This window comes from Alishewanella tabrizica (assembly GCF_014652375.1).
In the GTDB taxonomy this organism is placed as follows: Bacteria; Pseudomonadota; Gammaproteobacteria; order Enterobacterales; family Alteromonadaceae; genus Alishewanella; species Alishewanella tabrizica.
The window spans coordinates 39102-63785 of record NZ_BMYR01000012.1 but is presented as its reverse complement, the minus strand read 5'-3'; the positions used below and the strand labels follow the sequence as shown (position 1 = coordinate 63785).

Here is a 24684-nt window from a genome sequence, read left to right as displayed (position 1 = left end):
ACCGTACAATGCGGTCGACAAGGATTTCGCTCTGTGTCGACCGTTTTGACCTAAAGATCTCTATCGCCAGAACAACTTACTGATCTTCCGGCGTTTCACTTCTATTTCCTTCTTTACTCGCAAACGCCTGGCCACGCTTTAACTCTTGCTCACCTTGTGTATGTTCTACCGCCTTTAAACGATGGTGTAAGGCGGTTTTAATTAACATATGGGCACTCACCGGCGCCGTGATCAACAAAAAGATGGTGATCAGCATTTCATGCACACTCAAGGTTTCAGGAGACATACTAAAGTAAAAAATCGATCCCAATAAAATACCGCCCATGCCCAACGTTGTTGCCTTGGTGGGGCCATGTAATCGCGTAAAAAAATCAGGCATTCTTACTAAGCCAATAGAACCAATCAGCACAAAACACCCGCCTAACAGTAAGAAAAAGGCAACCGCCCATTCCATCCAGTTTTGCATACTCGTTCCTATTCAATAATGTCGCCGCGTAATAAAAATTTGCACACGGCAACGGTGCTTATAAAACCAATCATGGCAATCAGTAACGCCGCTTCAAAATATAACGGTGAGCCCATCAATAACCCATACAAAATGATCAGAGCAATGCTGTTAATGTACATGGTATCCAGAGCCAAAATGCGGTCTGGCAAACTTGGACCGCGCATTAACCGCCACAGATTCAAAAGTAACGCTAAACTTATCATGCCAAATACGGAAAAAATCACATAACTTAGCATTGGAAAATCTCCTTTAAAGGCGCTTCATAACGACTTTTGATGGTCGCAATTAGGGCCGCTTCATCTTCTAAATCCAATACATGAATGAGTAACCAGCGTTGGGGTAAAGGATCATCTGGCCCTAAATGTTCAACCGTTGGATAAATATCGGCGCTTACCGTGCCCGGTGTCATCGATACCGTGCCCGCTAAAATGGTGAGCGGTAAATTATGTTGCAAATCTAAGGGTACCCTTACAAAGGCGGGACGGAGCCTTTTGATTGGCCCCAAAATAAGTAAGGCTACTTCGGCATTGGCCGTTACAATATCAGCAAACACTCGCAACAAGTAACGCAAAGTAAGCAAGGGGCGTTGAATAAGCGGCTGAGGATCGCGTAATCGATAGCATATCCACGGAATGGTTATTGCTAAAAACGCGCCAAAAAATAAATGAATAAAAGCAGCGCTTTGATTAAGTAATAACCACACAATAAACAACAGCAGGCTTCTATAAGGGGTTGGCAGCCACTTAAAACGCGGTATCATGTTCATAGCGATACTCCAGAAGCAGGCAGAATAGTACGAATAGTCTGAATAACATCACCCAGTTGCGTGGCGCCAGCAAAACCAAGCTCGGTAAGAGGCCCAGCAAATACCATCATTAAGATGCTGGCACTGAGTAACCAAAACACGGCAAACACTTGTAAGGGTAACGCGCGCTCATCGGCTTTTTGCATACCACTGACCCGCCAAAACAAGGTACTTCCAGCTCGAGACAACCCCACTAACACCATTAGGCTACACAGCAATAAAAAGCTCCATAACCAAAATTGTTTGTCCGAGCCTACGGCAGCTTGCAACAACATTAACTTACCAATAAATCCTGAAAACGGCGGTAAACCAGCGACAGAAATAGCTGCAAAGACAAATAACCCGCCTAACAGCACAGGCTGGCTTACTCGTCTTGCGGCGACTAAACGATCACCGGCTTTACCACGCTGTATAGCAATAAGATCTGCGAGTAAAAATAAGGCACCGCAAATAAGCGTAGAGTGTACGGTATAATACAGTATTGCTGCATTGGCGGCCGTGTTCTGAAAGGCCACCATAGCCACTAAGCTGCCCACCGACACCAAGACTAAATTTGCGACTAATTTACGGAAATCTTTGCTGGCAAGCACGCCTAGCGCACCTAAAAAGAGGGTTGCTAAACCAAACACCCACATTAAATTGGTGGCTAAGCCCGCTAAAGGCCCAGCTTGCTCGCCAAAAATAGTCGTAAATACGCGCAGCAATGCATAAACACCGATTTTGGTCATCACAGCAAACAGCGCGGCAACCGGTGCAGACGCTGACGAATAAGTGGCAGGCAACCAAAACTGCAGCGGTAAAATAGCGGCTTTTAATCCAAAAACAATCAGCAGCATTAACCCACCTACCTTCACCAGTATTTGATTATCTGGTGGTAAGTCGGCTACTTTTAACGCCATATCCGCAATGTTTAATGTGCCGAGGCTACCATACAGCACAGCAAGTGCCAGCAAGAAAATAGCAGAACCGGTTAAGTTTAAAACCACGTAATGCACTGCAGCTTTAGTTTTATTTTTCCCCCCGGCGTGAATAAGTAAGGCATACGACGCAATCAATAACACTTCAAAAAACACAAACAGGTTAAATAAATCCCCCGTTAAAAACGCACCATTGATGCCCATTAACTGGAATTGAAACAGTGGATGGAAGAACGAGCCCCTTTCATCTTCACCTGCGCTGCCATAGAACACCGCACCTACTGCTAAAAAAGCTGTCAAACACAACATAATCGCACTCACTAGATCAGCGACCATGATGATACCAAACGGCGGGACCCAATTTCCTACCGCATAAAAGGTCATGCCATCGGCTAATATCTGAAACAGTAAGGTTACAGACACCAGCAATAATAAAACCGTAGAAACCATACTAACCAAACGACGACGCCACGGTGAATAATGCACTGGCGGTAGCATAATCAGCAAGGCTGTCAGCATGGGTAACAAAATAGGAATGACGACGAGATGATTCACTTCTGGCGCTCCTTCTTAGCAGGCCGCGCGTCTGGCATACTGCCATCCACATGATCGTTACCCAAATCAGCGCGCGCTCTGATCGCCAAAATAACAAGAAAAGCTGTCATAGCAAAACCAATTACAATCGCAGTAAGGACCAACGCCTGAGGTAAAGGATCCGCATAACTTTCTGATGTCCCCAATACCACCGCCCCTTTAAGGTTAAGACGTCCTGACGAGAAAATAAATAAGTTAACGGCATAAGACAGCATAGTTAATCCCATCACTACCGGGAAGGTTCGTCCACGTAACATCAGAAAAACACCACAACTGGTTAAAAAACCGATACATATGGCAAATAAGGTTTCCATTACATTTGCTCCCTATGTGTCGGTCTGTAAGATGTAGTCATTTTGCCTAAACTTGATAGGATCAATAACGTTGATCCTACAACCGTGATATAAACCCCTAAATCAAACGCAATGGCACTGGCCAGTTCAATCTCGCCAAATAAAGGCAGATCGAAATAATCGAACCAAGACGTTAAGAATGGTCTACCGAAAATCCAACTGGCTAAACCAGTGAACAGTGCAATCATTAAGCCAATGGCCACTACGCGCTGATATTCAATATTCATACGTGCTTTAACCCAATCGACACCTTGCGAGATATACAAGAGAATAATCGCCACCGCCGTTACTAATCCGGCAATAAAGCCGCCACCGGGTAAATTGTGACCGCGGAAAAAGATAAATACCGATACCATTAAGGCTAATGGCAAAATACTTTGCGCCACGGTCGCCAATAATAATGGATGCCGTTCACGTGCCCAAGGCCGCCCCTCACCATCACTACTGGGTTTAAATACCGGAATGCGGGTCAGTAATTTAAAAATCCCTAAGGCTGCAATGCCTAATACTGCAATTTCACCTAAGGTATCAAAACCACGGAAATCAACCAAAATGACGTTAACCACATTGGTTCCTCCACCGCCCGTTTTGGCATTGGCAATAAAGAAATCTGAAATCGTGGTAAAAGGCCGCGTCATTAAGGCATAACTCAAACTGCCAACAATAATACCGACCAAGGACGCTAAACCGATATCCCGCACCACTTTGGAAGGCTCAGATTGCTTTGGCGTTTTATGCGGCAAGAAAAATAACGCCAACATCAGAAGAATTACTGTAACAACCTCTACGCTTAACTGCGTTAAGGCAAGATCAGGTGCAGAGAATCGGGTAAAGGCTATCGAAACCATCAAGCCCACTACCGAGATCATCAACAACGCTACCACGCGTTTGCGATGCCAAACCACCGTGGCAAACGCACTGATTAATAACATGGCCGCCCCAGTGGCATTAACCGCATCAACAGGTAACTCTGGCCGACCGCCGTTTAAAGTCTCCATTTGGATAAGTGGCAAGCCCGCTAATATGACAAATGCCGTTAGTAGCAACGCCATAAAGCGCTGCAAAGAACCATTATCTAACAACGCATAAAGTTGCCCTGCTTGCTGACAAAGCTGCTTAATAGCGCGCTCAAAGATGTTTAGAGTATCGACGCCAGGTAACGCATTTTGAAAATCAAACAATTGTTTGCGTTTAACATACATAAACACGCCAGCCGTTAAGGCAGCGGCACTCATCAACAACGGCAAATTAAAACCATGCCAAATTGCCAAACTGTAGGTCGGTGTAGGGCCTGCCAATACCGCCGTTGCTGCAGCATCTAATAAGCCGCCAACCACCAACGCCGGAGCAACCCCCACCACCAAACACAACACCACTAATATTTCGACAGGTAAGCGCATCAAGTGCGGAGGCTCGTGTGGGGTTTTCGTTAATCCTTTGGGCTGACCATTAAAAAACACATCATGAATCAATCTAAGGGAATAAGCGACCGAAAATATTGCCGCTACCGTGACCAGTAAAGGAATGATCCACGACAAGGCGCCTAACAGGTTTTGCTGTAGCGTTTCGGCAAAAAACATCTCTTTGGATAAAAAGCCGTTCAGTAAAGGCACGCCTGCCATGGCGGCGGCAGCTACCATCATTAAGGTCGCAGTAACTGGCATAAACTGCCATAACCCGTTTAATCGGCGCATATCACGGCAGCCCGATTCATGATCAATAATGCCGGCGGCCATAAACAACGACGCTTTAAAGGTAGCATGGTTAATAATATGAAAAATCCCAGTGACCGCAGCCAATGGCGAGTTTAAACCAAATAATAAGGTAATTAACCCAAGATGGCTGATAGTGGAATACGCCAATAACGCCTTAAGATCATGTTTAAATAGCGCAAGATAAGCGCCCACTAATAACGTCGTTAAGCCGGTTAAGCTTACTAACAAAAACCACAGCTCCGTGCCTGAGAGCGCGGGATAAAAACGCGCTAATAAGAAAATACCCGCTTTAACCATTGTTGCTGAGTGTAAGTAAGCACTAACGGGTGTCGGCGCGGCCATAGCATTTGGCAACCAAAAATGGAAAGGAAACTGTGCCGATTTCGTGAAGCATCCCAATAAAAACAATATCAACAAGACTGGATAAAGTGCATGGTTTTTCAGTAATTCAGCACTTTGCAATACAACTGATAACTCATAACTCCCAACAATACTGCCAATCAGAATAAAAGCGGCTAATAAACACAAACCGCCAGCGCCCGTTATAGTTAACGCCATTCTGGCACCACGACGCGCTTCTGACTTATGCCACCAAAAGCTAATCAGTAGAAAAGAGCTAATACTGGTAAGCTCCCAAAACAACCAGATTTGTAAAATATTCCCTGACAAGACAATGCCTAGCATCGCCGTCATAAATAACATCAGATAGGCATAAAAGCGCGGCATCGAGTCTTGTTCAGATAAATAAAACCGCGCATAAAGAATAATTAATAACCCAATTCCCAAAATAAGGAGGGCAAATAAATAGGCTAAGCCATCTAAACGAAAATGAATGTTTAACCCAAGCAGTGGTATCCAATCAGCTTGGAACTGCCAAATGTGGCCGGCAAAAACACTTTGGGTAAGACTTAATAAAATAACCAATGCAGTTAATGGCGCAATTGCCGTCGTTAACGCACAGATATTACGGGATTTATTGGCCATTAATACCGGCATCAAAGTACCCAGCATTGGCAATAGTGCTATCCACAACACATTCATGGGTGGTCGCTTCCTTCTATTTTAAGCGGGTGACAGATTACACTCTTCTTGAAAATGGGGCGGGTAAACATCTCTAACTATATGGCGTTATTTATACCCTTAGCGAATAAAAAAGTCTATTAATAACAGTGTTGAACAAAGGAGGTCTGACAGGTTACGCGTTTACTTGCTCGCGCAACCTGTCTCGTGGGATTACTTTTGATTCAGTAAATCTAAAATAAAGGCATACTCTTGAGCCGTTTCGGCTAATCGGGCAAAACGCCCTGACTTACCGCCATGCCCTGCTTCCATATTCGTTCGAAATAGCAAAGGATTCGTATCAGTTTTGACTTCGCGTAACCGTGCAACCCATTTTGCGGGTTCAAAGTACTGTACTTGCGAATCGTGTAAACCCGTGGTGACTAATAACGCTGGATACTGCTGGGCGTTAACCTGATCATAGGGCGAATACGACAACATATAATCGTAGAACACTTTCTCTTTAGGATTCCCCCACTCATCAAATTCATTAGTGGTTAACGGAATACTTTCATCCAACATCGTTGTCACCACATCAACAAAAGGCACATGGGCGACTAATCCAAGGTATTTTTGTGGTGCCATATTCGCAACAGCCCCCATCAGTAGGCCTCCAGCACTGCCCCCCATCCCAATCACTTTATCGCTGGCAGCATATTTTTCTGATACTAAATAATCAGTAACTGCAATATAGTCTGTAAAGGTATTCATTTTATTTAATAACTTACCCTGCTCATACCATTCTCTGCCCATTTCTTGGCCGCCACGAATATGGGCAATGGCGTACACAAAGCCACGATCGACCAACGACAACACGCTAGAGCGAAACGAAGGATCCATCGATGCGCCGTAAGAACCATAAGCATATTGATACAAAGGGGCACTGCCATCGCGTTTAAACCCTTTGCGATATAATAGTGACACTGGAATTTTTACGCCGTCTGCAGCAGGCGCCCACACTCGTTCGGTCACATAATTCGCTTTATCAAAACCACCCAACACCTCTTGCTGTTTTAGCAAAGTTTTTTCACCTGTTTGCATATTTAATTCAAATACACTGGCAGGCGTTGTCAATGAGGTATAGGTGTAACGCAATAACGCCGTATTTTGCTCAGCGTTTACCTCGAACCCTGTGACATAGGCAGCTTCTTCAGAATCGATATAAAAGGCTTTGCTGGGATCTTGCCATGGCATAACGCGGATCCGTTGTAAACCATCGCTGCGTTCACTGATGGCCAAGTACTCATTAAATAAGGCGAATTCTTGAATAAAAATGCCTGCATCATGCGCTAACAGTGGCTGCCATTTAGTCCTATCGCCAAGCTGTGCATGCGGTACGGTCATGATTCGATAATTAGGGGCTTGCCAATCGGTACGTATTACCCAACGACCATTGATATGCTCTGCGTCATATTTAAAATCACGTTGCCGTGGCGCAAATACGTTAAAGGTCTCCATCGGTTTTGCCGCATCTAATACCCTTAACTCATCCGATACCGTACTACTTAAGTTAATTAAGACAAAGCGGCCATCTTGACTATTGCTAACCCACATATAAAAACTGTTATCGTTTTCTTTATAGACGGGTTGAGCCTGAGCTGCCGGCGCCCCTAAGGTATGCCGTAACACCGTGTTACTTAACAAGGTAGTAGGATCATTCTGTACTAAAAACACTTGTTTGCTGTCTGCCGACCACGCAATCGCGGCGGATAAACCTGTTAACTGATCGGGCAATTCTTTGCCGGTGGTGAGATCACGAATTTTTAACGTGTATTGGCGTCGACCATTGGTATCTTCCATGTAAGCCAATAACTGTTGATTGGGGCTCACTTGTAAATTCGCCACTTGGAAAAAATCTTTACCTGCTGCCAATGTATTAACGTCTAATAACACTTGCTCGGCACCGCCTGCTAGAGGCTGCCGTAAATAAATGGGGTATTCTTTACCTGTCTCATAGCGACTGAAATAACGGTAATCGCCTTTTACATAAGGTACTGAACTATCATCTTGTTTAATTCGGCCAACGATCTCGCTGGTTAATTGCTGTGTCAGTTCACTGTAGCGGCTACTGTATTGTTGATAGTAGGCATTTTCTGCCTGTAAATGGCTCAGTACCTTAGGATCTTGTCGCGTGTCGTCTCGCAACCAATAATAAGGATCCACTCGCTCGCCATGCGGTGAGCTAACCTTAAATTCAATTTTTTCTGCACGGGGGGCAGCTTGTAACGACGTTGCCGCATGAACGGCACACACTGGGGTGATTAACGCCGTTGCTAGCATAACGGCCCGGGTGTTATTAAGCATCTAACTCTCCTTGATTTGCAGATGTCGTCTGATTTAAACATACGGCATAAATAGCGCACATAAGATTATGCGTTAAAAAACAAAAACAATAGCATATCCGTCTATCAGAAAGCAGATAATCCCCCTTAGCCCACCGCAAATCTCCCCTGCTTTCGGCGCTTTTTTATTATGCCTGCTGCTTTAATATTGCCAGTTTCACCATAATGACTATATTGTTAAGGTTAATGATTAATAACGCGAGATAAAGAGGGTAATATGGCATTGATGACCGTAGCAGAAGTCGCACAAGAATTGGGGATCCCAGAGACACGGGTAGAGCGTTTAGCCAGAGAGAATTTATTAATGGCCAGTGCCAAAGATAAAGATGGCAAACCTGAATTTGACGCTGAAGATGTCAAACGTTACAAAGTATTGGCAGAACGCTTAGGTGGGCTCTAATCTAACAGCGCATTAAGCGTGGCACACCACTGCGCAGCCGCCGCTTGTGATTCAGCTTGCGCTTGATACCAAAGCCAACAAAACCCGCTATACAAGATTTTGGCCAAGGCGAGGCGTTGGCACAAACTCTGCTGATAACGCTGGGCGCTTTGGTTATCGATAAATCGTCGCTGCTGATAATACCGTGCTAAAAACGCCATTTCTTGCTCTTTACTTAACGCAAAATGCAACGACAATGCCGCTATATCAAAACTGCTGTCGGCGAGCTGAGCGTATTCAAAATCAAGTAACCAAATGCGATCGCCTGCCCACAATAAATTCCCTTGATGTAAATCCATATGACACAACACGATGTCAGGTGTTAGCTGTTCAAATTCAGTAGCAATGTGTTGCAAGGCACTAAATAACGCCACTGCTGGCGTTATGGTATCCCATTGCACATTATGCATTAGCTTACGCAAATACTGATTAACCGCTAATAATGGCGTTTGTACTTTTAATGAATGTAACCGGGCTACGTTACTCGCAAGCATGAGTAAGCGTGTCGGCGTTAACTGTAACGTTTCGCCCCCGCTTACATATTCGCTAATCAATAATTGTTGGTGATTATTTAAGCACAGTGGTGCCGGCGCTAAGCCAGCAGCCGCCGCCGCATGCTGACAGCGTAATTCTTGCTGACGGCACACCCCCAATGTCTCGGTAGGATAACGGCGAAGCACATATTCACCACGCAAGGTTCGTACATAATAATTCAAATTGTTTTCACCCGACACTAAAGGGCTAACCTCTAAAGGCGGGTGACTGGCAAAGAATTCTAGATGCTGGCAAAAACGCGTGATCACCTTGCCGGCATCGGGCTGTGTTGCAGTTGATAATGGCTGCGCCATGCAAAGTATCCCACTAAAGCAATAATGGTATACAGCATAAACAAGGCGGTCAAAAAATACAGGTGTTTTTGTGCATAAACAAAAATACACACCGCATCAATCACCACCCAATATAACCAATTAGACACCAGTTTTTTAGCCACTAACCACGTTGCCACAATGCTAAAGGCGGTAGTTTGCGCATCCAGCCACGCAAAATCAGCATGAGTGTAGTTTGCCATCAGGTAACCTAACAATACCCCAGCCACCGCCGTACAGGCTATTAACCGTAGATGGCGCTGCCATGACCATTCAAATACGGCTTGGCTACCTGCTGCGTCTTGCGTTATTTGCCGCCAACGCCACCAACCATAAATGGCCATTCCCGCATAATAAAGATGCAATAAGGCGTCAGATAATAACGCGGAGTCCCACATAACATGGGTAAATAACAAGGTACTGAGTAAGGCGGCAGGCCAGCACCAAATGCTTTGTTTTAATGCCAACACCACGTAAGCCAGTGCCAACAAGGTTGCCACCAGCTCAACGCTATGCATAAGCTGCCAATCATTAATAAGCTTACTCAGTAACTCATTCATGGCCGCAAATCACCCGGGATAAACTTACAGACAAAAATCAGTTTGCCATAGGTTTGCATTGACCAACGCATACACTGTTGTAATGCGTGCATTACCACATCATATTCCCCAAAAATCTGCGTGCTCATCGTATTGGTTATTATGTGTAAACCAGGTTGTTGGCCCAATTGATCGATAAAAGCTTCAATAGGACCTTTATAATCATTCGCCAGCGGATACTTACTAATTTCAACCGATAATTGCATGGTAACGCTCCTTAAAAGTTGTAACTGGCAGTAATACCGATACGGCGGGGTTCGCCAAATTGTTCATAAACGTGCGGCGCATATTCATCGCGAGGATCATTACCAAAGTAAAAACCACGCACACCCACATCCTGATCTAACGCATTACGCACCCACAGCGCCAATTCCCACTGCGGCAATTGATAACTTACGCGCAGATTAACTAACTCACTGCCGCTTGACTCGGCATTATGACCATCAGAGTAGTAAAAACGGCTTTTCCCTTGTACACCCGCTTGCAATGATAATTGCTCGGTTAGCAGCCAATCTGCCCCCACGCTATAGTTCACACGTGGCGCATGAGCTTGATCACGCCCGGTTAAATCAATACCACTGTCAGTAACATACTGGCCCAAACGTGACTGTAAATACCCTGCGTTAACATACACGTTAAGCTGTTCATTTACTTGCAAACGGGTTTCCATTTCTACGCCGTAATTGCGGCCGCTCGCCGCATTATCAATAAAACCGGCAAATTCAGGGCCCAAATCGGGATTAATCCAACCCTTAACTTGCATATCTTGGCGCCACATATAAAAAGCAGCCACCCGCGTGGTAAGACGACCATCTGCCGTACTACCCTTTACGCCAAATTCAGCATTAATCACGCTTTCAGGCGCAAAACGTGCTTTGGTGGTTAGAATGGCAAATTCCTCTTCTGCGGCTTTCGATAACGCTTCACCATTAATACCGCCCACTTTATAGCCGCGCGAGACTAAACCATACAACAAGGCCTGGGGATTAAGCTGATAATTAAGGCTGACTTTAGCCCCCCATAAGGTTTTATCGGAATCAAGCATGATACCGGCCACATCTGCGTAATCATCCTGATACTGTTCAACGCGCCCCCCGACTACAAGACGTAATTGTTCAGTAAGCGCTGTTTGGGTTTCCCCATAGACTGATAAATTACGACGCGCCAATTCACTTGCAAACATACGTTGCTCGTCTTCGGCACGGCGCAACCGCTGCAAACCTAAATCACGCTGACTGGCATACATGCCTAACACCCAATCAGTATGGCCAAACAATTGGCCAGCAGGTTTTGATACAAAGCGATAATCTAGGGTCCATTGCTCACGCTGGCGCAGGTAACGATCTTGATAAGAATACTCCCATCCTGGCGCGATCCCGCGAAAACTCCAATCCTCATCAAAACCATAATCAGAATCAGCATTAAGATAGCTTAGCTGCGCGGTGATATCGGCAATGCTTAACCCTTGATAAGCAAGATTAAGCGCTAAGGCATCGCTGCGCAAAATATCTTTACCAGGTTCATCCGACAAGGTAATACGATTACGATCTAACGAAAAAGCATCGTAACCATTTTGCTGATCAATCACATGTGCTGTTAGACCCAGTTGGAGTTGTTCTGTCGCCAGATACTGCAACTTAAAACGTCCAGTAAATTCGTCTATATTGTTGGTGTCATCGCGATTTAAATGTGCGTTATCGATAAACCCATCTGATTTTTGCTTATCCAATGTCAGGCTATACGCAACATTGTCAGCCACAGGCGCACTATGATAGCCAGACAATTGCCAACTGTCGTAATTCGCTACACTTGCACTTAGCTTTCCTTCGGGGGTAAACGTGGGATTTTTACTGGTCAAATTTACCATGCCAGCGAGTGCGTTTGTGCCAAAACGGGTCGCTTCAGGACCACGAAAAATTTCTAATTGCTCAGGGTGAGCAATGCTACTGATGCCCAGCCCCGCATAATCGATGCCATCAATTAAAATACCCACCGAAGGATTGATGACATCAATAAATTCGCTGCGCTCGCCAATACCGCGAATTTGAATAAAGCGCCCGCGCGATGCGCCAGCAGCAAAATTTACGTTGGCAAACTGTTGTAGCGCATCATCTAAATGTTGAGCGGATTGTCGCTGCATATCTTGCTCAGTAAGCACAGCAACGCTGCCCGCCACTTGCTGCAAATTATGTTGCCGAAAATCGCCCTTTACTGAAATATGCTCAATATCTTGCTCAGAAGCATGCAAGGAGAATGCAGATATAACCGCGAGAAACACTGTAGAGTAACGTAAAGACATAGGTGATCGGCTCCAAAATAGACTTTGAGGATCACACTGTTCAAAAGCAACTTTATTGTTTTAGCCGTCAGTTATGCTACTGCGGTAAAATAAACATAATGTTGTTCTGATGGGGAGTTAGCACCATCCCTCCGCCGGTATGATCCGGATCAGGTTCTAAGGGTTTGCTCATTAGCATCTCAGCAGCTTATCGTATGGCGTGTTACAGGCAAACGATAAAGTGCACCCCTTGGTTGCCGCAGCAGTTTAGGTGTTTTCGAGCTAAAACACAAGCTACTCACTAACGCCATTGACCGTTTTCGTCTATGTGCTTGAGCAGGTGTTTATTGAGTTCAGCAGCTGGAACGGGTTTAGAAAATAAATAGCCTTGCCCAATATCACACTGATGTTGTATTAAAGTTTTGCATTGCGCTTGTGTTTCTACCCCCTCAGCGACTACCTCTAATCCAAGCTTACGCACCATCGCAATCGTTGAGGTAATGATGTCAAAATCCGCTTGATTATCTAACATGCCAAACACAAAGCTTTTATCAATTTTAATGGTATCAACCGGCATTTGTCGCAAATAACTTAGCGAGGAATAACCGGTACCAAAATCATCAATGGCTAAGCGGAAGCCTCGCTGTTTTAATCGCTGCATACTAACAATGGTTTCTTCAATATTATTAGCCAACATGCTTTCAGTAAGCTCTAACTCAAACACCTCAGCAGGCAGCTCATAGTGCGTTAACATCTTTTCTAAATGGGCCAGTAATTTCACATCGTTGAGCTGTGCCGCAGATAAATTGATAGCAATAGTAAGATCACGCCATCCCGCAGAACGTAACGCCGCCATAACCTCAAAACTTTGCTCAATCACCCAATATCCCACTGGGATCATCAAATGCGCATATTCTAAAACCGCGATGAACTCATCTGGAGGAACCATGCCTCGTGCCGGGCTATGCCAGCGCAATAACACTTCTAAGCCTTGTAAACGGCGATCAGTTAAGCGAATTTTAGGCTGTAAATGTATAGCAAATTGATTGTGTAACAGCGCTTGTTTTAAATCGCTTTCCAGCGCTAAACGATCTTGGAAAGCTTCAAACATCTGTTGGCTATAAAAATGTAAACTATTGCCACCTTTACCTTTTGCTTGATACATGGCTAAGTCAGCTTGCCGTACAAGATCATCTGGCTTTAAATCTGCGTTGCGGGTACTGCTTATACCAACGCTAATATTCAGCTGATATTCTTCCTGCTCAATTAGCATTGGTTGGTGGAAGGCATCAATTAACGTTTGCGCCAATAAGGCTAGCTGCTCAGGAGTTGATACCTCCGTCACAACAATAAATTCGTCGCCACCAAAACGACAGATTAAATCGGTCTTTGTTAATACCGAACGTAATCGTTGTGCCGCTTTGATAAGCAGTTTATCGCCTTCTTCATGGCCACGGATATCATTTACGCGTTTGAATTGGTCTACATCTAAAAAGAGTAATCCCAAGTAATTACCCTCAGCGTGCAATGCGGCGATTCGTTTTTTTAATTGAAACTGCAACATATTGCGATTCGCTAGGCCGGTCAGTAAATCAAACATCGCCATATTTTCTAACTCGCGCGTTTGTGCGCTCATATCATCTTGCAGTTTTTCCAACTTACGGCTTAAGGTCTGGCTAGCATCATGTAAACGATCGACTTCGTCACTTAATAAAGTAGAAGCCTTTGGCAACGCTTGGCGAAACGCGCGGAATTGACTCTCTGCCAATAAAGGCAACGCACGGGAAATTTGCAATAAACGCCCCGTTAATCGCCGTGTTAACCAATAAGTCAGCCAAAAAAACAGTAAAAAACATAGCAGTGCGAAGCCAACAAGTTGCCATTGAAACGTGCGATTTGCCAATTGATAAGCCTGGATGTCTTCTAACAACAATAACGAAAACTGCTGCTCTGCTTGCTGAACGAGCGGTAACTGATGCACAAAATAGGGCGTGCCTTGTAAAATCACGCCTGATGAAGCAATCGCGTTTACATTAGCGACATTTTGTTGCTCTAACATCGCGGTTAAATTTGCTGCCGAGGTGGTTTCCGATGTTGTCACGGACAAGACTGATAATTGTTGCTCTGCCATCCTAACAATAGCCACTTCACTTTGCATGGCTTTGCCAAGCGCAATCACCACATCGGCAAGGGTTTGGCTAGACACCAGTACCGCAATATTACCCTCTTGATCCGATAATGGCAGGCTGACCACGCTACTGCAATGCGCCTGACAATACACGCGATAATGAGGCCGCTGCGCTGTGCGTGTTTTTTCTATCATTTCCATGAGCTCAGCAGGAAAGGCCTCAGATTCAAACGTAAATTGTGATTGTGCGCTGTCAAAAAACCACAAGGCTTCAATGTTGAGGTATAGCGTTAAGGCGTCATAACGCTGTTGTAACGCAGCCGATAAGGCACTAAATCCCGTTTGCTGTGGTAAAGCGGTTAGCTCGGCAAAACTCTCAAACCACGCTTGTTGTTGGCTTTGTAGCATTAATTGGTATTGCGTAAAATGCTGCTCTACCTGTCGTTGCTTTAATTCTTGTTGCTCAGCAAAGCTCTCGTTTAATCGTTGCAACGACATGCTGGTGACTAACACAATAAGCACCAGCATCAGCGCTAAGGTAAGCGCGAGAATTTTTGTTGGGAAGCTAAAAAAACGCATTAAAACCAATACGTCAGTTGCAGCGCCCACAGTTGCCAATAGCGCTGTTTATTAATATTAAGATCAGGCACTAAACTTGGCGAAAGCCTGCCAGTACCATCTACCCAGTGGTGTTCAGCCTGTAACTGCCAATTATCTGCTATGGTATAGGTAGTCCCTACCATCGCACTTTGTTGATAACCAAAAAAAGCCGGAATGCCCGTAGCCGGAAGTTGCGAACCGCGCTTGTCGTCTTTGTTTTGCGTTAAATAATCCAATGCGACAACAGCGCTTAATTTGCTATCAAACCGATAACGACCGAGTAAATATCCCCCCATTCCCCTTTGCGCACGCAAGAATTCAGGTTGAAAAAAGCCTGCAATTGTCATGCGTTCTTGCATGATCTCTGCCGCTAATTCCCATTTTTCTGCTTGATAGCGCCAGTTCAACATCATCCGCTGTACCGTCACATCACCGTTACTAAAGAAATCGATCGCACCCGGTTTATAGCTAAAATCGGAGTCCAGCAACGACATACCATAGGTCGCGCGGCTGCTAGAGGGTTGCCAAAACAAACTGGCCTGATGCACAAACTTTTGTTTAGCGCTTCCTTGGATCGCTGAACTAAGTAATGTTTTACTTTGTTCATCAGTAATATTGGTAGAACCGATACTCCAGTTATATTCTATATCGCCAAGTTCATGTTGTAAGTACCCTTTGATAGCAACGCCATCACTGGCAACAGCAATATCACGAAAGGCATCGTAGTAAATAGATTGCGGTAAAATAATGCTGGGCCGCGTAAAGGGCACATCCCGCGTACTGGAATATAACCAATGTTGATTCTTGTAACGCCCTAGATAGGCATTTAATTGATGATCAAACTCATCTGTTAAACTGATATCAACAAACAAATAATCTAAACGGGCGCCGTTGGCATAACGGTTTCCCCCATTTAAATAAACCACTTGCCCTGCTAACTTAATTTTAGGATAAAGCGTCCATTTCGCATTTACCCCAACCTCAGTCAATTCCGTAGACACGTCACCATCATTATTAACAGCGTTACTGTTTTTTGCTTGTGTTAAACCTTGCGCAATAAAACCATGCACACTTAGCGGATCGGCTTGTACCATGGGCAAACAAAACAACAATGGCGTTACCAGTAATGAGAACGTTAGATTATTTTTCATTGATGGCCACCACGTTTAAATCAGAAGACATAAGATCTGTTGTCAGGTAACCAATGGCTCCTGGCGTTTGTTGTAGCCGTTGCTGCATTTCGAGCAGCGAGGTCACCTGAATGGGAAAACTGCCTATACCGGAGTATCGCTGCCGCGCCCATATTGCATCTAATTGATAGGGAAACATTTTAAGATAGTTTCGGCTGAATAAAAGATGCTGCTCATGCTCAGAATGTAATACAAACACCTGAATAAGCTGACCATCCGCCCAGCGAGTTTGCCGCATGGTAAAAATAGCCCTTAATTGGCTAGTGCTGAGTCGCTGCTCGCTGACAGAAGCATGTGCAACAACCTCTACAGCATGTAAAGGCCAAGCAAGTAGCCATAAGCAGCAAATTGCACAAAGAAATTTCATCTGATATTTGTAAACCCACTTCCGGCAAACCGTTGCTCAAAATATGCTCAACGGCTTAAAGTCTAGCGAAACTATGCTTAAGATATTGAATACACTCTTTTTAAGCAATAGTACATTTGGGTTGTTACCTGACTAAAAATTATAATCCCAGATACCATCTCGCAATAGAAAAGTACAACAGTACACCAGCCACATCGGCAATGGAGGTAATTAATGGACCACTTGCCGTCGCAGGATCAAGATTAAACCGGCTCAGTAGAAAAGGCAGCGATAAACCAATCAAGCTGCCAACCAATACTACCAGCATCATCGTCGCAGCAACCACCACGGCAATATCGGGTCCACCACGCCATAAACCTAACCCTATCACAGCTGCTGACATGGTTAAGCCCAGCAAACCTGCCACGATACATTCCTTACCCAGTAAGGAGCCCCAATCCCGTAATTTAATATCACCAGTGGCTAACGCACGTACCATCAAGGTACCCGACTGCGCCCCTGCGTTGCCGCTACTGGCGATAAGTAAAGGCAAGAAGAACAACAAGGCCAAGTAGCTGGCAATCGTCTCTTCAAAATACGCAATGCCCGCCCCTGAAAAAATATTGCCAAACACTAATACCACTAACCAAAATACGCGCTTACGATACAGTAACCCAATACCGGCATGCTTAACGCTGCTCTCTAGCTTGCCAATCGTCGCTGTTTTATGAAAATCTTCTGTTGCCTCTTCAGCCGCCACATCCATTGCATCGTCGTATGTCACAATACCCACCATTTGCTGCTGGGCATTTACAATGGGAAGGGCCAACAAATCGTATTTTGCGATCAAGGTTGCAATCGCCTCTTGTGGCATATCAACAGTGGCATAAATGGGATCATGATTCATTAAATCATCAACACGCATACTAACCGGTGCCAAAATTAAATCCCGTAAACTCACCACACCAATGAGTTTGCGCGATTGATCGACAACATAAGAAGAATAAATGGTTTCTTTATCGGGTGCTTCTAAACGCAGCACTTCTATGGCTTCACGTACCGTTAAATTAGGCGGTAACAGTGCATAATCCGACGTCATAATGGCGCCGGCAGTACCTTCTTCATGCGCCGATAAACGCAGTAAATCTTCGCGCTCAGCTTGCGCTAATGCGGGTAATAGCGTATCGCGCTGTTCAGCAGATAAACGATTAAATAAATCAGCCCGCTCATCTGACGACATTTGCCGAATGATTGGCGCCAACTTGCGACGACTGATCCGAATAGCTAATTTTACTTGCTCAGAAGTGGGCAAATAGCCAAACACTTCCGCTTGCTCAGCACGTGGCAATGCGGTTAATAAATCCCACAATTCTGTTGGCGTAAACTCGGTTAATGCTGCGGCATAGTCAGCGGGATGCACATCTTCTAACTGGTCACGTAATAAATGGGTCGTGTTATGGGTAAGCGCAGCCCGAAGCGTAGCAATAAGAACCGGAAGTTCCATATAAACCTCTTATTAGCAATACGCCTAATAAGAGGCTGACATACAGCTCAGCTTATTAAGCAGGAATTAATTGAACTTTAGAAAGGGTAGACTTGGCCTACTACTCGGTATGTCCATAAAGGTGACATGCTCCTCATCAGGAATTAACACATTGCCTTAACAGCAAATTTAGTCGTATTTTATAAGCTATGTCGGCTGAACTCAACCTGAGCAGCCAAAGTATTGCCGATTAATTCTGTCTTTCTGTTAGCATAGCCAGATGCAATGATGGAGGTAAATATGACAGAACATGCCGCACTGGCACCGTGGTGGCACCCACAATCGTTGGCATTAGATGAATGTTGGCACTATACCATTGGGCCTATCGCCTTATATTTTAAACGTGGTCAGCAAGAATGGCAGTTCAGTGTTGCCCCCAGTGAATCCGCAGTGCTTGCCACACCGCAGGCTAACCAATCCGTTGTGGCTGCGCTTGAAACACAACGTGTATTAACAACAAGCCACGTCGTGAGTAAACCTATTGCGTGCCTACCGGAGCTGCTGACTTCGCAGCGTTATGTATTTCGGCACAGCCCCACAGCATTTCGTTTAACCCCAAAACTTCTTGAGCGACCCGTCGTGGTAAAAACACGTCAACCCGTTAGCATCCCCGCTGGCGAACAGTGTGTGTTTTATATCAGTTCGCCGGTGTGTATTCAGGTCAGCTTAGAGCAGCCCGTGACGCCGTTATTTGAGATGCCAATACAACGCCTCTCCGATACCTGGTTTGGCAGCTCTACCCAGCATGGTCAGCTGTGTTATGCGGATAAAACGCAGGCCAGACAAAGTTTAACAGACATTCCCGCTCGCCCTCATCGCGCGGTAACCGCGGTGACCATTGAAAACCGCTCCGATAAGATGCTCACTATTGATAAAATTAGTATCCCACTGCCATTTTTAGCCCTGTACGGACGCGATGACGGCACCTTATGGACTGATCCGATAACGTTATTGCACGAAGCACATGGCAGCCTAACACGCTTTAAAATTGATAAAACCTTGCCGCCAGGGGTCAGCACTGTTGATATGTTAACGCCACCACGCGAGATGCCCGACAAACACAGTCTAGTGCGGGCATTTACCGGTATTTTTAGTCAGTAAGGATCGCGCTATGTTTGATACGCTAATCACCTTTGTCAAATCCGATACAGTAGTAAACAGTTTACAAGCGCTATTATTGATTAGCGTAGGGTTTATATTGGCGAGATTTGCCGCCAAAGCCGCCGAAAAAATCATTAGCAACAACTTTTCCAGGCATCATGCTTCGCTGTTTCGCCGGGTGATTTACTGGATCATTTTGGCATTATTCGCTGCCTCAGCCTTACACCAATTAGGGTTTTCATTAGGCGTATTGTTGGGGGCTGCAGGTGTCATGTCTGTTGCGATTGGCTTTGCCTCTCAAACCTCGGCCTCAAATTTAATTAGCGGCTTATTTTTAATTGGCGAACAACCCTTTCAAATTGGCGACACCATCCGGGTGGGTACCACTGTGGGCGAAGTCCTTTCTATTGATTTACTGTCAGTAAAGTTACGCACCTTCGATAATTTGTTTGTCCGGATACCCAATGAAAGCCTGATCAAATCCGAAGTGACCAACCTAACTCGCTTCCCCATTCGTCGCTTTGATTTACAGTTAGGGGTCGCCTACAAAGAAAATATCGCGCATGTACGCCAAGTACTTTTTGACGTTGCCGAAAAAAATCCATTAAGCCTAGAAGAGCCCGCCCCCACCTTTTTATTCACAGGCTTTGGCGACTCCGCCCTGACGATTCAATTCTCGGTGTGGAGCAGTACCACAAACTTTCTTAAGCTGCGTAACAGCTTACAAGAAGAGATTAAATTGGCATTTGATGCAGCGGGTATCGAAATCCCCTTTCCACATCGCACCCTGTATGCCGGTAGCGAAACCCCACCGTTTCCGGTACGTATTGTTACCGACAGTGCGCCGCAAAACGCGCCGACAACATCGCAAGATAGCCAAACACGCTAAGGGACTTACCAATGTTGCTTGGAATTTTAAAGAAAATCGGCCATAGTAAACTGACTCAGGTGAAAAAGCCGGGTCACAAGGAGTAAATAAATGTGGCGTAGTGTCAGCCTGTTGTCATTATGTTTTACCAGTTGCACGCTATACGCCACCTGTAATAGCGCCTTTGACAGTGCGTTGCTCACTCAACAATCACCAACGATTACTGCCATCACTTTTGAACGTAATAATGTGTTCGACTTGACTGAAAAAGGGGTTTTCTGGTTACACCGCTTTGCCAATAACACCCACATGATCAGCAAAGAAGCGACCATTCGCGACGATCTGCTTTTTACCGAAAATACCCCCCTTAACCTTGCCGAGCTGGCTGAAACAGAACGGCTATTACGCAGCCGGCGCTATCTGCGTGATGCTAAAATTGAGGTAATACACTATTGTGCCGACACCAATAGTGTGGTGGTTCAAGTAAGTACCTGGGACAACTGGTCATTGCTGCCGAAAATTGATTGGTCTAGCGAAGGCGGAAAAAGTGAATACTCGCTAGGCATTGCCGAGGACAATTTGCTCGGTTCTGGCAATCAAATTCAACTAGACTATGCCAAGGACAGCGAGCGTACAGGTTATTTACTGAGTTTTGGCAGCCCAAACATTTTTGGTAGCTATTGGAATACCTCACTAAGTTATGCGAATAACTCAGATGGTGAAAACTATCATATCGGTTTGCAACGCCCGTTCTATCGCTTAGATTCGTCTTGGGCACTGAATGTTGATCTTGCTAAAAATAAAGAACAAGTTACCGAGTATTTGTTAGCTGAAAGCATTAACGAATACGATAGAACTCGCAATGAATTTGAAAGTTCTGTGGGGTTGAAATTACCCGATCTTGGTCAAAGCATCCAACGCCTCATAGTCGGCTTAACGCTGGAAGACGTAGCCTTTGATGAACAACTTGGCACACGCCTGCAACTTCCCGACGATCGCAACCTGTCTTCGTTATGGCTTGAATATCAATTGTTACAAGATGATTTTAAAAAGCTCTACAATATTAATCAGTTTAATCGTGTAGAAGACATCAACGCAGGTTGGCAACTGCAGCTGCGACTGGGATTATTGCAATCTTGGCTGGGTGCAGATGATACGGGCCTACAATTGCACTTTGGTGCCGCTAAAGCCTTGCAATTGCAAACAGATACCTGGTTATTTAGCGAACTTAGCTACCATCAGTTAGACTGGCGCAATACCCAACAAACACTATTGCACTTATCGCTACAACTTAATCATGCATTAAACGCCCGGAACAGCATTGTCGCCAGTATCTCGGCCGAGCGTGGTCGCAATTTATTTGCCGATGAAAGCCTCTACTTAGGGGGGGACAGCGGGCTACGCGCCTTTCCTTTATATTATCAACGCGGCGATAATCGGATGATTGCTACCGCAGAATATCGCCATTATACCGATTGGAATCTGTGGCAAATTTTTGATGTCGGTTTTGCTGCATTTACCGACGTAGGCCGCAGTTGGGGGGCATCAGCGGAGAAACAAGCTCTACCTCTACAACCCCAAACCACGCTTGATGATAAGATTCTGCTGGGGGTAGGTATTGGGATCCGATTATTGTCTAGCCATTCTAGTCGCGGCACCATGATCCATATCGATCTTACCCGTCCAGTCACCGATAATCCCGATATTAGCAGTTGGCAATGGCGTGCAACTGCCAAACGGCGTTTTTAACCTGGCCGCCAGTTAGCATTGGCAATGACGACAAAACACCGTACTGCGTTGTCCTAAGCGGATCTCTTGCAATGGTTGTGCACAACTGACGCACGGTAAACCACCGCGGCCATAAACTAATAACTCTTGTTTAAAATACCCCGGCTTACCATCAACCTGACTAAAATCTCTAAGGGTGGTTCCGCCTTGCACAATAGCGGCAGCCAAGGTTTCTTTTACCACGGTAGTGAGCAATGACAACTGCGCAAAACTGACTTGATTTGCCGGTTTCTGTGGGGCGATACCGGCTTTAAACAGTGCCTCATTGGCATAAATATTCCCCACACCAACCACCACTTTATTGTCCATTAACACCAGTTTCATTGCGGCACTGCGTTTCGCGCAAGCTTGCACTAACGTATCAACGGTAAATGCCTCAGTAAGTGGTTCAGGGCCTAACAACGCCAATAATGGATGTTCTTGCTCATTTGCTTGCCATAACACCGCTCCAAAACGCCGTGTATCATTTAACCGTAAGCTCATCCCATTACTCAGTACAATATCAATATGATCATGCTTCTCGGCCGGCAACGTAGTAGGCACCACTTTTAAATGCCCTGACATGCCAAGATGAATAATAATGCTGCCCGTGGGTAACGTAAGCAGTAAATATTTGGCACGGCGGCTTATGGCTAAAATTGGCTGCTGGGTCAGGGTAATCACCTCATCAGGGATCCACCAACGCAATTGCCGCTGCCGAGCGATAACCTTTACCACGGTTTGGTGCTGCAAATGCGGGCTAATACCTAATCGCGATACCTCAACTTCAGGTAATTCGGGCATGCGTTACTCCAGTAAAAATAATAACCGCGCTTGCGCGGCAGAGAGCTGATAAAGCTGTGGTTGACCCACCTGTTGCAATAAGAAACCTGGCTGTGACGACGCTACCGCAGAAACATAATTCGGTTCAGGATAAAGCAGCCAAATCTGTGGGGTAAATTCCCCAACAAGCTGCACGCTGGCTTGCGCAACCGGCACCCAATTTTTACCGGCTATCTCCGCCACAGGCTGCAAAATAGTATATTGCCAACTATTGGCCAATTGCTGTGGTTCCACCCCGGCCCGACTCACCGGCTGAATACGCCATTGCCCAGCAATTTGCACTAATCTTAAGTTATCAATAGAAACACTCAATAGTTGCGCGTCTTCAGGCACCAATTGCATGCGTGACTGCGTGCCAGATGTGGTGGTGCCAGACCAATCGTATAGGCTATACATCAACACCAATACCAAAAAAATCAGAATATTATTCCAATTACGACGTGAGAGTTTCAACATAACAGGCAAACAAACAGAAGGATTTGAAACATAGTAACGCAGGCAGGGTTTAAAAAGCAAAAACCCGGCGTTGGCCGGGTTTCTGTAGATCGATTACTTGATTTTCGCTTCTTTGAAAATCACGTGCTTACGCACTTTAGGATCGAACTTTTTGATTTCCATCTTTTCTGGCATAGTACGCTTGTTCTTCGTTGTAGTGTAGAAGAAGCCTGTGCCAGCAGAAGAAACTAAACGGATTTTATCGCGCATTTGTTAATTCCTTATACCTTGTGACCGTTGGCACGAACGTCTACTAAAACGGCGTCGATACCTTTCTTGTCAATAATACGCATACCACGTGGGGTAGTACGTAAAGTAACAAAACGGTTTTCACTTTCAACCCAGAAACGGTGAGTTTGCAGGTTAGGCAGGAAACGGCGCTTTGTCGCGTTGTTGGCGTGCGAACGACGGTTACCTACCATCGGACCTTTGCCAGTTACTTGGCATACTCTAGACATGTCAATATTTCTCCAAAATTACGTCAGCTCGAGCTATCTTTCACCCTTCTGGCCTTGAAGGTTGCCCCGAAAATGGATGAGGGCGCACTTTATACACGAAAGCGCGGTTAAACTCAAGACAAATTATACCCAGCACCCTTATACACAGCGCTCGGAAAGGCCAGCATTTCATTACAGCCAGCCACGTTCAGCAAACGATACCACTTCGGCATCACCCACCACAAAATGATCTAATATCCGGATGTCTACCAAAGCCATAGCTTGGGTTAAACGCTCGGTAATCGCTCTGTCAGCACGGCTTGGCTCGGCCACCCCAGAAGGATGATTATGAGCCAGAATAACAGCGGCTGCATTATGCTTTAAAGCGCGTTGAACTACAATACGTGGGTATACGGGCGAGGCATCAATAGTGCCCTGAAAAAGCGGCTCAGCACAGATCATACGATGTTGATTATCAAGGTAAAGCACCATAAACACCTCGCGTTGTTCATGCGAGAGTAAATGACTTAAATATTTTCGTACCAATTCAGGCTCAGAAAACACCGTATCGCGCTTTAATTGTTGCTGCAAAAAACGCCGACTTAACTCCAGCACGGCTTGTAATTGTACATATTTTGCCTCACCTAATCCCCGCGCCTGACAGAACTCAGCTTGGCTGGCAGCTAACAACGGTTTTAAGCCACCAAAATGTTGTAATAACTGACGGGCTAACGTCACCGCATCCATCCCTGCTATACCCACTCGCAAAAAAATAGCCAGTAGTTCCGCATCAGACAACGCCTCCGGCCCTTGAACCAAAAGCTTTTCGCGTGGTCTCTCTGCCAGCGGCCAATCAGTAATAGCCATGCTTATCTCCTTTTTCCTAGCGCT

At 45.3% G+C, this 24684-nt stretch carries 24 protein-coding genes and 1 riboswitch; of the genes, 4 read left to right on the top strand and 20 right to left on the bottom strand.

Features of this window, described 5'->3' with window-relative positions:
• Positions 1–76: 76 nt before the first annotated feature.
• The 7 genes from IE070_RS13985 to IE070_RS13955 all read right to left on the bottom strand — a co-directional run bounded on the left by IE070_RS13985 (position 77) and on the right by IE070_RS13955 (position 8255).
• Complete coding sequence (locus IE070_RS13985) at positions 77–466, bottom strand: Na+/H+ antiporter subunit G (RefSeq protein WP_189483816.1); 390 nt, start codon at positions 464–466, stop codon at positions 77–79.
• A gap of 8 nt (positions 467–474) precedes the next feature.
• Positions 475–744: a K+/H+ antiporter subunit F gene (locus tag IE070_RS13980; RefSeq protein WP_189483815.1), complete on the bottom strand. Its 270-nt coding sequence runs from the start codon at positions 742–744 to the stop codon at positions 475–477.
• Positions 738–1274 (bottom strand): Na+/H+ antiporter subunit E, encoded by a 537-nt coding sequence (locus IE070_RS13975; RefSeq protein ID WP_189483814.1) that lies wholly within the window; start codon positions 1272–1274, stop codon positions 738–740. Before IE070_RS13975 ends, IE070_RS13980 begins: the two co-directional genes overlap by 7 nt.
• Positions 1271–2749, bottom strand: a complete 1479-nt coding sequence (locus IE070_RS13970; protein WP_373296997.1) for a monovalent cation/H+ antiporter subunit D — start codon at positions 2747–2749, stop codon at positions 1271–1273. The genes IE070_RS13975 and IE070_RS13970 overlap by 4 nt, the downstream gene beginning before the upstream one ends.
• Before the next feature lie 32 nt (positions 2750–2781).
• Positions 2782–3138, bottom strand: a complete 357-nt coding sequence (locus tag IE070_RS13965; protein WP_189483812.1) for a Na+/H+ antiporter subunit C — start codon at positions 3136–3138, stop codon at positions 2782–2784.
• Complete coding sequence (locus tag IE070_RS13960) at positions 3138–5933, bottom strand: monovalent cation/H+ antiporter subunit A (protein ID WP_189483811.1); 2796 nt, start codon at positions 5931–5933, stop codon at positions 3138–3140. The genes IE070_RS13965 and IE070_RS13960 overlap by 1 nt, the downstream gene beginning before the upstream one ends.
• Positions 5934–6125: 192 nt before the next feature.
• Entirely contained in the window at positions 6126–8255 is a 2130-nt protein-coding gene (locus IE070_RS13955; protein WP_189483810.1) for a S9 family peptidase, read from the bottom strand.
• A gap of 255 nt (positions 8256–8510) precedes the next feature.
• On the opposite strand from IE070_RS13955, the gene IE070_RS13950 reads away from it, so the two are divergent.
• Positions 8511–8693: a helix-turn-helix domain-containing protein gene (locus IE070_RS13950; RefSeq protein WP_189483809.1), complete on the top strand. Its 183-nt coding sequence runs from the start codon at positions 8511–8513 to the stop codon at positions 8691–8693.
• Here IE070_RS13950 and IE070_RS13945 read toward each other — a convergent pair.
• From IE070_RS13945 to mgtE, 8 genes are all read right to left on the bottom strand, one after another.
• Positions 8690–9580, bottom strand: a complete 891-nt coding sequence (locus tag IE070_RS13945) for a phosphotransferase (RefSeq protein ID WP_189483808.1) — start codon at positions 9578–9580, stop codon at positions 8690–8692. The two genes, IE070_RS13950 and IE070_RS13945, sit on opposite strands and share 4 nt — an antisense overlap.
• Positions 9532–10158 (bottom strand): nicotinamide riboside transporter PnuC, encoded by a 627-nt coding sequence (gene pnuC, locus IE070_RS13940; RefSeq protein ID WP_189483807.1) that lies wholly within the window; start codon positions 10156–10158, stop codon positions 9532–9534. Before pnuC ends, IE070_RS13945 begins: the two co-directional genes overlap by 49 nt.
• Positions 10155–10403, bottom strand: a complete 249-nt coding sequence (locus IE070_RS13935; protein WP_189483806.1) for a hypothetical protein — start codon at positions 10401–10403, stop codon at positions 10155–10157. Before IE070_RS13935 ends, pnuC begins: the two co-directional genes overlap by 4 nt.
• Before the next feature lie 11 nt (positions 10404–10414).
• Positions 10415–12496 carry a TonB-dependent receptor gene (locus tag IE070_RS13930; protein WP_189483805.1) on the bottom strand — a complete coding sequence of 694 codons (2082 nt, stop codon included), beginning with the start codon at positions 12494–12496 and terminating at the stop codon, positions 10415–10417.
• Positions 12497–12605: 109 nt separating this feature from the next.
• Positions 12606–12736: riboswitch (TPP riboswitch) on the bottom strand.
• A gap of 40 nt (positions 12737–12776) precedes the next feature.
• Positions 12777–15182: a putative bifunctional diguanylate cyclase/phosphodiesterase gene (locus tag IE070_RS13925; RefSeq protein ID WP_189483804.1), complete on the bottom strand. Its 2406-nt coding sequence runs from the start codon at positions 15180–15182 to the stop codon at positions 12777–12779.
• On the bottom strand, positions 15182–16354 hold the full coding sequence (locus IE070_RS13920; RefSeq protein WP_189483803.1) for a hypothetical protein: 1173 nt from the start codon (positions 16352–16354) through the stop codon (positions 15182–15184). Before IE070_RS13920 ends, IE070_RS13925 begins: the two co-directional genes overlap by 1 nt.
• Positions 16344–16760, bottom strand: coding sequence for a hypothetical protein (locus IE070_RS13915; RefSeq protein ID WP_189483802.1), 417 nt, complete (start codon positions 16758–16760; stop codon positions 16344–16346). The genes IE070_RS13920 and IE070_RS13915 overlap by 11 nt, the downstream gene beginning before the upstream one ends.
• 139 nt (positions 16761–16899) lie before the next feature.
• Entirely contained in the window at positions 16900–18243 is a 1344-nt protein-coding gene (gene mgtE / locus IE070_RS13910; RefSeq protein ID WP_189483801.1) for a magnesium transporter, read from the bottom strand.
• 279 nt (positions 18244–18522) lie between these two features.
• Between mgtE and IE070_RS13905 the strand changes: the two genes are divergently transcribed.
• From IE070_RS13905 to IE070_RS13895, 3 genes are all read left to right on the top strand, one after another.
• Complete coding sequence (locus tag IE070_RS13905) at positions 18523–19383, top strand: DUF432 domain-containing protein (protein ID WP_189483800.1); 861 nt, start codon at positions 18523–18525, stop codon at positions 19381–19383.
• A 10-nt stretch (positions 19384–19393) separates the two neighbouring features.
• Complete coding sequence (locus tag IE070_RS13900; RefSeq protein ID WP_189483799.1) at positions 19394–20272, top strand: mechanosensitive ion channel family protein; 879 nt, start codon at positions 19394–19396, stop codon at positions 20270–20272.
• A 90-nt stretch (positions 20273–20362) separates the two neighbouring features.
• Positions 20363–22000 (top strand): BamA/TamA family outer membrane protein, encoded by a 1638-nt coding sequence (locus IE070_RS13895; RefSeq protein ID WP_189483798.1) that lies wholly within the window; start codon positions 20363–20365, stop codon positions 21998–22000.
• Positions 22001–22012: 12 nt separating this feature from the next.
• Here IE070_RS13895 and mutM read toward each other — a convergent pair whose 3' ends face one another.
• The 5 genes from mutM to radC all read right to left on the bottom strand — a co-directional run bounded on the left by mutM (position 22013) and on the right by radC (position 24660).
• Positions 22013–22822 (bottom strand): bifunctional DNA-formamidopyrimidine glycosylase/DNA-(apurinic or apyrimidinic site) lyase, encoded by an 810-nt coding sequence (gene mutM, locus IE070_RS13890; RefSeq protein ID WP_189483797.1) that lies wholly within the window; start codon positions 22820–22822, stop codon positions 22013–22015.
• A 3-nt stretch (positions 22823–22825) separates the two neighbouring features.
• Positions 22826–23317 carry a hypothetical protein gene (locus tag IE070_RS13885; RefSeq protein ID WP_189483796.1) on the bottom strand — a complete coding sequence of 164 codons (492 nt, stop codon included), beginning with the start codon at positions 23315–23317 and terminating at the stop codon, positions 22826–22828.
• 93 nt (positions 23318–23410) lie between these two features.
• Positions 23411–23566 carry a 50S ribosomal protein L33 gene (rpmG, locus tag IE070_RS13880; protein ID WP_008219722.1) on the bottom strand — a complete coding sequence of 52 codons (156 nt, stop codon included), beginning with the start codon at positions 23564–23566 and terminating at the stop codon, positions 23411–23413.
• 11 nt (positions 23567–23577) lie between these two features.
• Positions 23578–23814, bottom strand: coding sequence for a 50S ribosomal protein L28 (gene rpmB, locus IE070_RS13875; protein ID WP_189434051.1), 237 nt, complete (start codon positions 23812–23814; stop codon positions 23578–23580).
• 171 nt (positions 23815–23985) lie between these two features.
• Positions 23986–24660: a RadC family protein gene (gene radC / locus IE070_RS13870; protein ID WP_189483795.1), complete on the bottom strand. Its 675-nt coding sequence runs from the start codon at positions 24658–24660 to the stop codon at positions 23986–23988.
• Positions 24661–24684: the final 24 nt, after the last annotated feature.

Bases quoted from the DNA above. Each gene is read 5' to 3' on its own strand.
- IE070_RS13985 (WP_189483816.1), bottom strand. From the start codon at position 466: ATGCAAAACTGGATGGAATGGGCGGTTGCCTTTTTCTTACTGTTAGGC.
- IE070_RS13980 (WP_189483815.1), bottom strand. From the start codon at position 744: ATGCTAAGTTATGTGATTTTTTCCGTATTTGGCATGATAAGTTTAGCG.
- IE070_RS13975 (WP_189483814.1), bottom strand. From the start codon at position 1,274: ATGAACATGATACCGCGTTTTAAGTGGCTGCCAACCCCTTATAGAAGC.
- IE070_RS13970 (WP_373296997.1), bottom strand. From the start codon at position 2,749: ATGCTGACAGCCTTGCTGATTATGCTACCGCCAGTGCATTATTCACCG.
- IE070_RS13965 (WP_189483812.1), bottom strand. From the start codon at position 3,138: ATGGAAACCTTATTTGCCATATGTATCGGTTTTTTAACCAGTTGTGGT.
- IE070_RS13960 (WP_189483811.1), bottom strand. From the start codon at position 5,933: ATGAATGTGTTGTGGATAGCACTATTGCCAATGCTGGGTACTTTGATG.
- IE070_RS13955 (WP_189483810.1), bottom strand. From the start codon at position 8,255: ATGCTTAATAACACCCGGGCCGTTATGCTAGCAACGGCGTTAATCACC.
- IE070_RS13950 (WP_189483809.1), top strand. From the start codon at position 8,511: ATGGCATTGATGACCGTAGCAGAAGTCGCACAAGAATTGGGGATCCCA.
- IE070_RS13945 (WP_189483808.1), bottom strand. From the start codon at position 9,580: ATGGCGCAGCCATTATCAACTGCAACACAGCCCGATGCCGGCAAGGTG.
- pnuC (WP_189483807.1), bottom strand. From the start codon at position 10,158: ATGAATGAGTTACTGAGTAAGCTTATTAATGATTGGCAGCTTATGCAT.
- IE070_RS13935 (WP_189483806.1), bottom strand. From the start codon at position 10,403: ATGCAATTATCGGTTGAAATTAGTAAGTATCCGCTGGCGAATGATTAT.
- IE070_RS13930 (WP_189483805.1), bottom strand. From the start codon at position 12,496: ATGTCTTTACGTTACTCTACAGTGTTTCTCGCGGTTATATCTGCATTC.
- IE070_RS13925 (WP_189483804.1), bottom strand. From the start codon at position 15,182: ATGCGTTTTTTTAGCTTCCCAACAAAAATTCTCGCGCTTACCTTAGCG.
- IE070_RS13920 (WP_189483803.1), bottom strand. From the start codon at position 16,354: ATGAAAAATAATCTAACGTTCTCATTACTGGTAACGCCATTGTTGTTT.
- IE070_RS13915 (WP_189483802.1), bottom strand. From the start codon at position 16,760: ATGAAATTTCTTTGTGCAATTTGCTGCTTATGGCTACTTGCTTGGCCT.
- mgtE (WP_189483801.1), bottom strand. From the start codon at position 18,243: ATGGAACTTCCGGTTCTTATTGCTACGCTTCGGGCTGCGCTTACCCAT.
- IE070_RS13905 (WP_189483800.1), top strand. From the start codon at position 18,523: ATGACAGAACATGCCGCACTGGCACCGTGGTGGCACCCACAATCGTTG.
- IE070_RS13900 (WP_189483799.1), top strand. From the start codon at position 19,394: ATGTTTGATACGCTAATCACCTTTGTCAAATCCGATACAGTAGTAAAC.
- IE070_RS13895 (WP_189483798.1), top strand. From the start codon at position 20,363: ATGTGGCGTAGTGTCAGCCTGTTGTCATTATGTTTTACCAGTTGCACG.
- mutM (WP_189483797.1), bottom strand. From the start codon at position 22,822: ATGCCCGAATTACCTGAAGTTGAGGTATCGCGATTAGGTATTAGCCCG.
- IE070_RS13885 (WP_189483796.1), bottom strand. From the start codon at position 23,317: ATGTTGAAACTCTCACGTCGTAATTGGAATAATATTCTGATTTTTTTG.
- rpmG (WP_008219722.1), bottom strand. From the start codon at position 23,566: ATGCGCGATAAAATCCGTTTAGTTTCTTCTGCTGGCACAGGCTTCTTC.
- rpmB (WP_189434051.1), bottom strand. From the start codon at position 23,814: ATGTCTAGAGTATGCCAAGTAACTGGCAAAGGTCCGATGGTAGGTAAC.
- radC (WP_189483795.1), bottom strand. From the start codon at position 24,660: ATGGCTATTACTGATTGGCCGCTGGCAGAGAGACCACGCGAAAAGCTT.